The 11,868-nt window shown below is 68.3% G+C and carries 11 protein-coding genes; 4 read left to right on the forward strand and 7 right to left on the reverse strand.

The genetic code is table 11. The annotated features are described in order from the left end of the window. The first annotated feature begins 48 nt into the window (after window positions 1-48). Entirely contained in the window at window positions 49-1,392 is a 1,344-nt protein-coding gene (locus ACH438_RS03540) for a protoporphyrinogen oxidase (RefSeq protein WP_397000799.1), read from the forward strand. A 96-nt stretch (window positions 1,393-1,488) separates the two neighbouring features. Here ACH438_RS03540 and ACH438_RS03545 read toward each other — a convergent pair whose 3' ends face one another. Then, complete coding sequence (locus tag ACH438_RS03545; RefSeq protein ID WP_397000801.1) at window positions 1,489-2,454, reverse strand: threonine/serine dehydratase; 966 nt, start codon at window positions 2,452-2,454, stop codon at window positions 1,489-1,491. Between the two features lie 149 nt (window positions 2,455-2,603). Here ACH438_RS03545 and hemQ point away from each other — a divergent pair, with 149 nt between their 5' ends. Next, window positions 2,604-3,299, forward strand: coding sequence for a hydrogen peroxide-dependent heme synthase (hemQ, locus tag ACH438_RS03550; RefSeq protein WP_397000803.1), 696 nt, complete (start codon window positions 2,604-2,606; stop codon window positions 3,297-3,299). Window positions 3,300-3,438: 139 nt separating this feature from the next. Here the strand turns inward: hemQ and msrB are convergent, their stop codons facing one another. From msrB to ACH438_RS03570, 4 genes are all read right to left on the reverse strand, one after another. Further along, window positions 3,439-3,882: a peptide-methionine (R)-S-oxide reductase MsrB gene (msrB, locus tag ACH438_RS03555; protein ID WP_397000805.1), complete on the reverse strand. Its 444-nt coding sequence runs from the start codon at window positions 3,880-3,882 to the stop codon at window positions 3,439-3,441. A gap of 30 nt (window positions 3,883-3,912) precedes the next feature. After that, complete coding sequence (locus ACH438_RS03560; RefSeq protein WP_397000807.1) at window positions 3,913-5,223, reverse strand: glycosyltransferase family 87 protein; 1,311 nt, start codon at window positions 5,221-5,223, stop codon at window positions 3,913-3,915. 138 nt (window positions 5,224-5,361) lie between these two features. Beyond that, entirely contained in the window at window positions 5,362-6,924 is a 1,563-nt protein-coding gene (locus tag ACH438_RS03565; RefSeq protein WP_397000809.1) for an alpha/beta hydrolase, read from the reverse strand. A 36-nt stretch (window positions 6,925-6,960) separates the two neighbouring features. Then, a complete protein-coding gene (locus tag ACH438_RS03570; protein WP_397000811.1) occupies window positions 6,961-7,731 on the reverse strand; it encodes a pyrimidine reductase family protein in 771 nt (256 codons plus the stop codon). A gap of 35 nt (window positions 7,732-7,766) precedes the next feature. Here ACH438_RS03570 and zapE point away from each other — a divergent pair, with 35 nt between their 5' ends. Both zapE and ACH438_RS03580 read left to right on the forward strand, forming a co-directional pair. Beyond that, complete coding sequence (gene zapE / locus ACH438_RS03575) at window positions 7,767-8,792, forward strand: cell division protein ZapE (protein WP_397000814.1); 1,026 nt, start codon at window positions 7,767-7,769, stop codon at window positions 8,790-8,792. A 99-nt stretch (window positions 8,793-8,891) separates the two neighbouring features. Then, on the forward strand, window positions 8,892-9,701 hold the full coding sequence (locus tag ACH438_RS03580) for a tyrosine-protein phosphatase (RefSeq protein ID WP_397000816.1): 810 nt from the start codon (window positions 8,892-8,894) through the stop codon (window positions 9,699-9,701). 9 nt (window positions 9,702-9,710) lie between these two features. Here the strand turns inward: ACH438_RS03580 and ACH438_RS03585 are convergent, their stop codons facing one another. Both ACH438_RS03585 and ACH438_RS03590 read right to left on the reverse strand, forming a co-directional pair. Further along, window positions 9,711-10,250: a GNAT family N-acetyltransferase gene (locus ACH438_RS03585; protein WP_397000818.1), complete on the reverse strand. Its 540-nt coding sequence runs from the start codon at window positions 10,248-10,250 to the stop codon at window positions 9,711-9,713. Window positions 10,251-10,300: 50 nt separating this feature from the next. After that, a complete protein-coding gene (locus ACH438_RS03590) occupies window positions 10,301-11,521 on the reverse strand; it encodes an MFS transporter (protein ID WP_397000820.1) in 1,221 nt (406 codons plus the stop codon). Window positions 11,522-11,868 lie beyond the last annotated feature (347 nt).

Below are 11,868 nucleotides of genomic sequence, written 5' to 3' on the forward strand. Positions count from 1 at the left end.
CGGGAGTACGTTGGCAAGGGAAATGCTGACGTGACGAGGAGTTGGTCGATGCGTATCGCGGTGGTCGGTGGCGGGATCAGTGGGCTGGTCGCGGGGTACCGGCTGCGGCGGGCGCTGGGCGCGGACGCCGAACTGGTGCTGATCGAGCAGCGGGATCGCGTCGGCGGGATCCTGCGGACCGCCGAGATCGCGGGGGAGCCCGTCGATCTCGGGGCGGAGGCCTTCGTCGGGCGGCGGCCCGAAATACCGGCATTGATGCGGGAATTGGGTATCGAGGACCAGCTGGTGCATCCGGCCGGGAAGCGGCCGCTGGTGTGGTCGCAGGGCGTGGGGCACCGACTGCCGGAGGGGACCCTCATGGGGATTCCGGCGGGGGCGCATGCGGTTTCGACCCTGGTGGACGCCCTGACGCTGGCACGCATTGCGGACGAGCCGAACCGGCCCCTCGAATGGGTGCCGGGTACCGATGTGTCGGTCGGCGCGCTGGTGGCCGATCGGTTCGGTGAGCAGGTGGTGCGGCGCAGCGTGGATCCGCTGCTCGGTGGCGTGTACGCGGGCACGGCGGGGTCCATCGGAGTGCGCGCGGCCTTGCCGCCGCTGGCCGCCGCGCTCGACGCCGGGGCGACCAGTTTGTCCCAGGCGGTGGCCGACGCGCTGCCGCCGCCGTCGAATACGCCCGTCTTCGGCGGCATCCGCGACGGCTACGCCGTGCTGCTCGACGCCCTGCGGACCGCCGCCGATATGAAGGTCGAAATCGGCACCACGGCAACCGCTCTCACCGCCACCTCCGAGGGCTGGCAGCTGGATCCGCTCGGCTGGTTCGACGCGGTGGTGCTCGCCACCCCGGCCCCGGTCACGGCGGCCCTGCTACGCGAAGTCGCACCGGTTGCGGCCGAACTCGTCTCCGGTATCGAACTGGCGTCGTCCGCCGTGGTGGCGCTGGCGCTGCCCAAGGAGACCGCACTCCCCGACAACTCCGGCATCCTGGTGGCCACCGGTGAACCCTTGCGCGCCAAAGCCTTCACCCTCTCCAGCCGAAAGTGGCCGCACCTGGCCGCGCGCGAGGTGGCGCTGGTGCGGGCCTCGTTCGGCCGCTTCGGCGACGACACCGCCCTGACCCGCACGGATGATGAGCTCATCGCCGCGGCCGTCGAGGATCTGACCACGGTGACGGGTGCCGAGATCCGTCCGCTGACCGCGGTCGTACAGCGCTGGCCCGGCGGCCTCCCGCAGTACGCGCCCGGCCACACCGCCCGGATCGCCGAACTCCGCACCGCCACAGCCGATCTGCCCGGCCTCGCACTGGCCGGGGCCTATCTGAACGGCGTCGGCGTCCCGGCCTGCGCCGCCTCCGGCACCGCCGCGGCCGCCCGCATCCTCGACCGGTTGTAATCACCCGGCCGGGTCTGGTCTGAAACATGCGCGACCAGTACACCCGCGAGCGGTTTCGTCCGTTTCCGGCTCGCTGGTGTACTGGTCGCGGCTGTTTCAGTGCTGGGTCGTCTTGGGCGCGACCAGGTCCGAGGGATCGGTGTTGGCGCCGCAGATGATGACGGCGACGCGTTCTCCCGGAGTCGGCACGTAGGCCCCGGACAGCAGGGCGGCCAGGGCCGTGGCGGCGGCGTGCTCGACGGCGAGACGTCGGCAGTCCCAGAGGGTTTGGCGCGCCGCGATGATCTGCTTGTCGGAGACCAGCACCGAGCGCACATCGCCCGCCGTCGCGGCGGCCAGGGACATGGGCGTGACGCGGCGGGCCCCGAGGGCATCGGCGGCGACCGAGTCGATATCGACGTCCACCGGATGACCCGCCTCCAGTGCGGCGTTGAACGCGCGGCACTTCTCGGGTTCGACCGCCACCACGCGCACGCCGTGATGTGCTGCGGCAATGGAGATTCCGGTGAGCAGTCCGGCGCCGCCGACCGCGACCACGACGCTGTCCAGATCGGGTAGCCCGGCCACGATCTCGTCCAGCAGCGTGCCCGCGCCTGCGGCGATATAGGGATCGTCATAGGCGTGCGAGCGCAGCGCACCCGTGGCGGCGGCGTAGCGCTCGCAGTCCAGGGCCGCGTCCGCGTAGTACTCGCCGCCCGAGAACACCTGTGCGCCCAGTGCCTTCAGTCGCGTCACCTTGACGGCGGGTGCGGTGGCGGGCAGGAAGACCGCCGCGGCGGCATCGACCAATCGCGCCGCCCAGGCGCAGGCGACGCCCGCATTGCCGCCGGAGGCGATGGTGACGCCCACTTTCGGCAGGAGTCCCCGTTCCTGGTGTGCGAGCATGAAATTCGCGGCGCCGCGGGCCTTGAAGCTGCCGGTGTGCTGCATGTGCTCGAGGGCGAACCACACCTCGCCGGCGACGGGCACGGTGTCCGCGTCCGCCTGTGCGAGGACGACGGGACGGACGTGGCCGGCGATGCGGGCGGCCGCCGCGGTCACGTCTGCGTATGTCGGTTGCACTGCGTTTTCCTTCGTTTCGTGTGCGTTCGAGCCTAATCACCCGCTGCGCGGACCAATACCCGGTCGCGAATAAACGCCACCGGGCCATTCGGATCAAGGCCACAGTGCCCCGCGCCCGGCGCGTTGAACCCGGGTGGCACGATGGGGGTATGGCGCGACTCGACTACAAGGCCCTCAACGACACCATCCGCTACCTCATGTTCTCGGTGTTCCAGGTGGAGCCCGGAGTGCTAGGGGAGGACCGCGCGGCCGCGATGAAGGAGGCGCGCGCCTTCTTCGATTCGCTCGAGGAGCGCGGCGTGGTGGTGCGCGGCATCTACGACGTCGCCGGCCTGCGCGCCGACGCCGACTACATGATCTGGTGGCACGCCGAGAAGATCGAGGATCTGCAGGCCGCCTACGCGGACTTCCGCCGCACCACCGAGCTGGGTTCGCTCAGCAATCCGGTGTGGAGCAATGCCGCGCTGCACCGCCCGGCCGAGTTCAACAAGTCCCACATCCCCGCGTTCCTCGCGGGTGAGGAGCCGGGCAACTACATCTGCGTGTACCCGTTCGTGCGGTCCTACGACTGGTACCTGCTGCCGGACGAGGAGCGTCGCAAGATGCTCGCCGATCACGGCAAGGAGGCCCGCGACTACCCGGACGTGCGCGCCAATACCGTGGCGTCCTTCGCGCTCGGCGATTACGAGTGGATTCTCGCCTTCGAGGCACAGGAGCTGCACCGCATCGTCGACCTCATGCGTGACCTGCGCGCCACCGAGGCGAGGCGGCATGTGCGCGAAGAGGTTCCGTTCTTCACCGGCCCGCGCGTCGAGGTCGAGAAGCTCATCGCCGCACTGCCGTGAGCTGAGCAGTAGACAATGCGAGAGCCCGGCCGCTACCTGCGGCCGGGCTCTCTGCTGTCTGCCGGAGCGTATTACGCGTGCTGCCCGCAGAACTCGGGGCATGCGCGAAATCGCATACGTTCCATAGGATTTCTGCGACCTATTCCGCTGCCTTGCCCGAGGGGTGCAGTCGCAGCGAGATGGAGTTGATGCAGTAGCGCTTGTCCGTGGGCGTGGGGTAACCCTCGCCCTCGAACACGTGCCCCAGGTGACTGTGGCAGTTGGCGCACAGCACCTCCACGCGGCGCATGCCCAGCGAGTCGTCGGTCGTCAGGATCACCGCATCGGAGTCGGCCGGATCGAAGAACGACGGCCAGCCGCAGTGCGAATGGAATTTCTCGCCGCTGCGGAACAATTCGGATCCGCAGGCCCGGCAGGCGTATACGCCCTCGGTTTCGGTATCGGTGTATTCGCCGGTGAAGGCGCGTTCGGTGCCGGCCTCGCGCAGTACCTGGTACTCCTCGGGCGACAGCCGGGTGCGCCATTCCTGCGGCGTCAGCTGGATGCGCGGTGCCGGAATCGAGGCCTCAGCGTCGGAACTCATGGCTCCACGCTAATACGTGCATGAGCGGTATCAGTGCCCGGATGCCTGACCGACCGGTTCGCCCACCACGTCCACGGCATGGCCGTTGCGGGCGGGCCGCTGCTGCGGCGCGCTCTGCTTCGGGTGCATCCAGGCCGGGTCCAGGGTGAGGCCCGGGCGCAGCCGGCCCTCGCGCTTGGCGGTCAGGTAGCGGTCGCCGAGGATGCAGAAGGCCACGATGAGCAGCAGCGCCCAGCCGAAGGTGACGCGCAGGTATTCGAGCGTGCGGCCGATGCTCTGCCAGCGGTCCGACAGCCACTTGTCGTAGGACATGAACCCGAAGATGGCCACCCACGCGGGCCAGTTGCGCAGCACGGAGTTTCGCTGCACCACGGTCATCAGCATGGGGAACAGGAACATGGAGTAGTAGCCCTGGCCGAGCGGTCCGAGCACCAGCACCGAGGCGATCACCACGCCGGAGGTGGTGCAGATGAAGAACACCTCGTCCTCGCGGTAGTAGCGGTACAGCAGCCACAGGGTGACCAGCACCATGACGCCGAGCAGGATGCGGACCGTCCAGGTCAGCCAGACGGCGACGCCGTAGTAGCCGAAGTTGCCGACGATCGCGCTGTTGAAGTAGTCCCGCGATTCGGACAGATACGGCAGCGTGTGGCTCCAGAAGGACTTGTAGTCCACGATGAACGGCCAGGCCAGCAGGTTCATGGCGATCGGAATGCCCAGGGCCGTAATGAAAGTCTTCCACTGCCCGCGCACCAGCGGAATCACCAGCAGCGGCGCCAGCAGCGGGCCCTTGATGGTGATCGTCAATCCCAGTGCCACACCGGCCCACAGGTCCCGCCGCTGGATGAGCAGGTGGATGAACGCCACCATGCACAGCAGCAGGCAGCCGTTGACATTGGTGAAAACCAGTGTGTTGGTGACCGCCTCGGACATGAACATGGCCAGCAGCAGCGCGGGCGCGATCACCGAGTTCAGTCCGTAGCCGAACAGTCGCAGCAGCAGATATCCGGCCAGGATGATGGCCGCGGCGTTCAGCAGGATGAAACACCAGCGCGACTTCTCGGGATCGATGATCGCGAGCGGCGAGATCAGCAGCGTGCCGCCGGGCGGGTACAGGTAGTGCGGATCGGTCGAGTTGAAGTTGTCGGTGTAGATGGCCCGATGGTTCAGGAACGCCAGGGACGCGTCGTACACCGGCTTGAAGTCATTGGTGATCGAGTAGTTGACAGCCTTGATGAACACCCGGTTCAGCACGGTGAGGACCGCGAGGGGCCACAGTGCGAAGTTCAGAACCTCGGAGGTTGTGCGAGCAGTGCGGGGCTCGAGCTGTCGAAGGAACACTCGGGCACGGTACACCGGAAACCCCTGTCATAGATGCGCCGACCCGCTATCAGCGTGCCGTGCCACACACCGGAAGACCCCATCTGGTGGGGTCACGATACCTCCGGTGTTGCTATGACGCCTGCTCGCTCCGGATCCTCAGGCGGGACAGGCGGTTCCGTCGGCGGGCAGGGTGCCGTCCTTCAGGTAGTCACCCACCGCCTGCTGCGCGCAACCGGAGTGCGCGAAGGTCGGGTGACCCCAGCCCTGCCACACCAGGGTGGAGGTGGTGGCGCCGGCCGCGCCCAGGGCGCCGGTGACCGACGGCCGTCCGTCCTGACCGGTGACCGGGTCGGCGCTGCCGCCGATCACCAGCGTGGGCAGGCTGAACTTCTCCAGCGCGGGTACCGGGTTGGCCGAGGGCCAGTTGGCGCACACCATCAGGTTGATCGCGGCGACCTTGCCGAAGACCGGGTACTGGGTGGACCAGGTGGCCTCCAGCTGCTTGGCGCGGTCGGGGGTGGCGGGCTGGGTGTTGTCGCTGCAGCGGTTCACGAACTGCCCGTCGGTGACCACCGCCGCGGCGGCGCGCTGCACGTAGCCGCCGATCGGCCCGCGATCACCGCGCCCGAGCGCGGAGAGCGCGTCCGCGAATTGGGTGACCTGCGAATTGCCCTGTGCCATCGGGTCGGAGAGGTAGCCGCGCAGCGCGGTGACCAGCGCCGAAACGGACAGATCACCGAATTCGCCGTTGCCGGCGCGCTTCACGAGGTCGATGACCGCCGCGTGCGGATCGGCGCCCAGCGAGCATTGCAGCGCGGTGCACTGCTGCGCCCACGCGGTGAGCGCGGCCTCGGCGCCCTTGACCGACAGTTCGGTGCGGCCCGCCTGGTCCTGCCCGACGGCCTGCGGTGAGTCCAGCACCAGGCGGGAGAGGTGATCGCCGTACTTGCGCGCATAGCTCAGTGCCACGCCCGATCCGGTGCCCGTGCCCATCAGTGCGATGTGGTCGACCTGGAACTGCTTGCGCAGCTGCTCGATATCGTCGGCGGCGTGCGCGGCGTCGAAGGCGCCCTGTGCGGGGGTGAGGAAGTCGAGGCAGGTGGTGGTGGCGTTCTGCGCGGAGGCGGCGACCGCGTCCACGGGATCGGTTCCGCCGTGCGTGAATTGGTCCTGATCGGCGAGGGCCTTGCGGTCCGGGTCGGTCATGCAGGTGATGGGCTGCGAGCTGCCGATACCGCGGCGGTCCACCGCGACGATGGGCCGCGAGGCCAGGATCGCGCTGTTGGGTCCGGCGGCCAGCCCGGCCAGGGTGGCCGTGGACGAACGATCGGCGCCGGAGGTGAGGATCAGCGGCGCGACGTCCTTGGGTGTCCGGTCATAGCGGGCGCGCATGGCCGCATTGCGGAAGTTGCCGGTCACATTGCCGCTGACATCGGTCTGCGTGGTGTATTCGGCGCATTCCAGGATCAATCCGGTGGGCGGGGCGCCCAGTGACAGCTGGCTGAACGTCGATGCGGTGCAGTCGTGCCAGGCCAGATCGGTCTTGGGCACCTCGGGCGCGGGCAGGGCCGGCGCACTCGACGGCGTGGTCTGCGCGGCCCCTGCGTCGTGCGGATGTTCCACCGCGACGGCGGGGCGATCCGAGGGCCCGGCACCGCAGGCGGTGGTCACCAATACCGACAGGGTCGCCGCCAGCAGAGCGGCCCGAGTCCAGCGCATGCGGTACAGCCTGCCAGGTCCGGCGGCCGGTTTCAGCTACCGGGTGTGCGAGCGCACCCAGCGGGAGAGAATCGTGCCGTCCGCATCGCAGATCAGATGACGGCAGTGCATGGGCGTGGGCATGGCATTGGGGGACACGGCGATTCGCCGTTCGGTGCCCGCGACCAGCATGGGAGACACGGTCAGGCACAGTTCGTCGACCTCGCCGGCGGTGATGAGGTCGCCGAACAGGCTGGGTCCGCCCTCGCACAGCACGCGGCGCAGGTCGCGTTCGGCGAGGGCGTCTTTCAGGCCCTTGGCGGTGACGGAGGTGTCGCCGGCCTCCACGATCTCGGCTCCCGCGTCGATGAGCGCCTGCTTGTTCGCGGCGGAGGCGGAGGTGGTGGTGATGACCATCGGCCGTGCGCCGTGATCGGTGAACAGCTTGCTGCCGGGGTCGAGCGTGGCGGTGGCGGTCACCACCGCGATGCGGGGCGGCGCGCCGTCGGGGGCGCCGCCGAAGCCGTGATGGTGCAGCCGGGTGCGCAGGTGTGAATCCGTGTGCGCGGCACCGTAGTTCTCGGCCCGCGCGGTACCCGCGCCGACCACGATCACGTCGGCCAGATCCCGCAGCACGCCGAAGACCCGCCGGTCGGCGGGCGTGCCCAGGCCGCCGGAGCGCCCGTCGACCGTGACCGCGCCGTCGATGCTGCTGATGAAGTTGACCCGGATGTACGGCTCGGCGGGTCCGGCCGGGTACGTGTACATCCGGACCAGGTCGTCGGCGCCGAGATCTGTGAGCTGGATCGCAATGGGCATACGCTGCATTAGAACCCATCGGGGCACGTCCGTACGCTTACGCCGTGCAACAACGCCTCGTCGATCGCCACCCGGAGGTTCCGGCAGACCAGCTCGTGGCCCAGATGGTTCCCCCGCCGACCTTCGACGAGGTGAGCTTCGCGTCCTATATTCCGGACCCGAAGGAACCCTCGCAGGCGGCGGCGGTACTGAAGGCCGAGCAGTTCGCGGATCAGGTCACCAAGCTGCGCAAGGCCGCGGACAAGAAGCATCTGTTCGGCAAGAAGAAGCCGGTATCGGGCATCGGCCTGTACCTGGACGGCGGCTTCGGAGTGGGCAAGACCCACCTGCTGGCCTCGATCTATCACAGTGTGCCGGAGCCGAAGTCCTTCGGCACCTTCGGTGAGCTCACCAATCTGGTTGGCGCGCTGGGCTTCAACAATGCGGTGGAGCGGTTGTCGGGCAACAGTGTGCTGTGCATCGACGAGTTCGAGCTCGACGATCCGGGTGACACCATGCTGGTGTCGCGGCTGCTGTCGGAGCTGACCGCGCGCGGGGTGTCGGTCGCCGCGACGTCGAATACGCTGCCGGGCCAGCTGGGTGAGGGCCGGTTCGCCGCGCAGGACTTCCTGCGGGAGATCAAGAAGCTGGGTTCGCTGTTCGAGCCGGTGCGCGTGGACGGGCCGGACTACCGGCATCGGGATCTGCCGCCCGCTCCCGAACCGATGGCTGAAGAGTTGCTGGTCGAGAAGGCTGCGGCCACACCGGGTTCCACGCTCGATGATTTCGACGAGCTGCTGAAGCATTTGAGCACGTTGCACCCCTCGCGTTATGGCGCGCTGATCAATGGTGTGTCCGCGGTGTATGTCACTGGCGTACACCCAGTTACCGACCAAGCGGTCGCTCTGCGTATCGTGGTGCTGGCCGACCGGCTCTACGATGCCGGAACTCCGGTCACCGTCTCGGGCGCGAAACTGGACCAGATCTTCAGCCAGGAGATGCTGGACGGCGGCTACCGCAAGAAGTACCTGCGGGCGATCTCCCGCCTGCTCGCACTCTCGCGTTTCGAGGCGCCGATCACAGCTGCCTGACAAGGACCGGCGGATCGGATAGTTTCCCAAGGTAATATTTCAGGGGGACCGCAATAAGCCGGTCCGGACAACGTCGCCGGGCCCGTAAGGAGTGAACCTGTGCTGCGCAACCGTGCAATCCAGGCCGCCCTCGTGGCGACCGTAGCCCTGTCCGCGAGCCTCGGCTCGACCGCGATCGCCTTCGCGGCCGACCCGCCGCCCGCCACCAGCAGCGTGCTCGACAACACCGACCAGCGGGCGCTGGGCCTGACCGGCGTCCTCAACGCCCGCGACGCCGGCGGCTACCGCACCACCGACGGCCACACCGTGCGCACCGGCCTGGTCTTCCGCACCGGCGACCTGAGCAAGGCCACCGACGCCGACCTGGCCAAGCTCACCGGCGACGATGTGGTCTCCGTGCACGATCTGCGCACCGGCTACGAGCAGACCATCTTCGGCGTGGACAAGGTCCCGGCCGGCGCCACCGAACACCACGACGACGTGATCGGCCAGGCCCCGCCGCAGGTCATGGCGTCCACCCTGTCCGCGGGCACCGACCTGTACCGCGCCTTCATCACCGCGCCGGGCGCCAACGAGGCCTTCGCCAACGTGATCAAGGACATCGCCTACAACCCGGGCGGCGTGCTGTTCCACTGCACCGCGGGCAAGGACCGCACCGGCTGGACCTCGGCCGTGCTGCTGACCATCCTCGGCGTCGACAAGGACACGGTCTACTACGACTACCTGCTGTCGAACTACTACCGGGGCGCCAAGGACGGCGACATGATGAACGGCGTCACCGCCTCCGCCCTGGACTCCGCCTTCGACCAGGTGAACCAGACCTACGGCAGCTTCGACAACTACGTCCACGACGGCCTGAAGCTCACCGACGGCGATATCGCCGCCCTCGAGGCCAAGATGCTGGCCTGACAACAGGTTTCAGAGACGCAGCTCCATCACGTAATCGTGGTGGAGCTGCGTGCCGACCATGAAGTCCTTGGTGCCCACGCACGCGAAGCCGTGCTTGCCGTAGAACCGTTGGGCGCGGGCGTTCTCCTGATTGACCGCCAGCCATACGGCGACGCTGCCCGTGCCCCGTGCGGTCGCGACGGCCCCGCTCATCAATGCGGCCGAGACCCCGTCACCGTGGTAGCCCGGCAGGACGTACATCTTCGACAGTTCGTGCACCGGACGTGCCGTGATCACCCGGGCCACTGCGGGATTGGCGGGCTCGCCGCTGTTCAGCAGGGCGTAGCCGATGATCCGGGCATCGAGTACCGCTTTGAGCACGATGCGGGAGGGATCGGCGAGGTATTCGCGGAACCGTTCCTCGGACAGCACTTCCGCGATGAAGACCGCCATGTCCTCCAGTGTGGTGGTGGGCGGGCAGGCCAGCGGAAAGGTCACGGCCGCCACCTTGCTGAGCTCGGCGGCGTCCGCGAGCTCGGCTCGATCGACGCGCACTGCGGAGTCGCTCACCGATCCAGTCAAACATGTGGGGTGAGTGCGTCGCGCAAACGCCGGCCGTGTCAGGCGGCTTTCGGTGCGGGCTGTGGTTGCGTGCCGGTCTTGCCGGTCCGGGTGTGGAAGATGCGGGCGAATCCGATCAGCGCCACCGCGAACAAGAGTGGGATGGCGAAGCCGGCGCGCATGTTCGCGGCGTCCGAGACCACGCCGACCACCGCGCCGCCGATCAGGGTGCCCGCGTAGTTGAAGAGGTTCAGCCGGGCGATGAGGGCGTCCAGTCCGCGTCCGCTGGTGAGTTGTCCGGCCTCGCTGAAGCACAGGGGCGCGATGATCGGCAGTCCGATGCCGGCGATGAGGAACCCGAGGATCGCGACCACCGGTCCCGGCGCGGCCACCACGATGGCCAGGCCGATCGCGCCGACCACGGCCGCCACCCGGGTCACCGTGCGCGGGCCGAAACGCCGCACCCAGATATCGCCGCTGAGACGGCCCACCAGCGACGCACCCTGATAGGCGGCCAGCGCCAATGCGGCTGTCGCAGAGGAGGACAGCAGGTCGTCCTTGAGGTACAGCGCCGACCAGTTGCCCACCGCGAGGTCGATGGCGAACGCCAGCGCCAGCACCACGCCGAAGAGCAGGAAGACCCGGGTCGATACCGAACTCACGGGTTCCTGTTCGGCGGGCCCGGATTCGGCCTCGTCGGTGCCGAGCAGTCGCGGCCCCGCGGCGAGACAGCCCGCCAGCACGACCGCCGAGGCGACCAGGATGGACGCGAGCAGCGGCACTTTCAGCGCCTCGAAGGCGGATACGAACAACGCGCCCACGATGGATCCGGCGCTCCACGCCGCGTAGAACGACGACAGAATGAATCGGCCATAGCCGTGCTGAATGAATACGGCCTGCATATTGGTGCCCGCGTCGACGATACCGACCGCCACGCCGTACACGCCGAGGGCCACGAACAGCACAGTCTTGTTCGGCGCCACCGCGATTACCACGCCCGCGGCCGCGATGATCCCGAGTCCGATGCGCAAGGCGGTCCGGCTGGACCAGCGCAGCGCCAGGCGTTCCGCGGTCACGCTGCCCACTCCGGCCAGCAACGAGATGAGCGCGACCAGCACCACGATCAGCGTGTCCGTGAGCCCGAACTTGTCCTTCTGCTGCGGCAGTTCGGTCAGAATGACGGCCAGGAAGAAACCTTGCAGTGCGAATGCCACAGAGTTGGCGCCGCGCGCCGCCCGGAGGGCGCCTAGCTGCGGGTTCGTGGTGTGCGGGTCGGACATCCCGAAAGAGTAGCGGGGCCAGGGCGCTCCGGCATCCCGGACGGGGATTACGATCCGCGTTGCGCTTGATCACGCGCGGCATGCGGTTGGATAACGAATCTGGCCGCTTTCCTGCCCTTGGGTGGTCACGCTGCGGCACTCTGGATGTATCGGCGTGGGCTGGTGGTTTCCGGAAAACGGAAGCGGCCCATGGTGGGTGAGTTGGCTGGGGTGATCCTGTGAGCACGAGGCGAGTGGAAGGTCCGCACGGGCGGGCGGTAGCGCTGGCCGATCCGGCACCGGAGCCGAATCCGAAGACGACCGTTGCGGATTCGCGTGGTCATCGACCGGGGGAGTGCTGCCGCGAA

The organism is Nocardia sp. NPDC020380, from assembly GCF_044386975.1.
Lineage (GTDB): Bacteria > Actinomycetota > Actinomycetes > Mycobacteriales > Mycobacteriaceae > Nocardia.

What these genes read in the sequence shown, in the direction of transcription:
- ACH438_RS03540 (WP_397000799.1), top strand. Translation starts at nt 49, where the DNA reads ATGCGTATCGCGGTGGTCGGTGGCGGGATCAGTGGGCTGGTCGCGGGG.
- hemQ (WP_397000803.1), top strand. Translation starts at nt 2,604, where the DNA reads ATGGCGCGACTCGACTACAAGGCCCTCAACGACACCATCCGCTACCTC.
- msrB (WP_397000805.1), bottom strand. Translation starts at nt 3,882, where the DNA reads ATGAGTTCCGACGCTGAGGCCTCGATTCCGGCACCGCGCATCCAGCTG.
- ACH438_RS03565 (WP_397000809.1), bottom strand. Translation starts at nt 6,924, where the DNA reads ATGCGCTGGACTCGGGCCGCTCTGCTGGCGGCGACCCTGTCGGTATTG.
- ACH438_RS03570 (WP_397000811.1), bottom strand. Translation starts at nt 7,731, where the DNA reads ATGCAGCGTATGCCCATTGCGATCCAGCTCACAGATCTCGGCGCCGAC.
- ACH438_RS03590 (WP_397000820.1), bottom strand. Translation starts at nt 11,521, where the DNA reads ATGTCCGACCCGCACACCACGAACCCGCAGCTAGGCGCCCTCCGGGCG.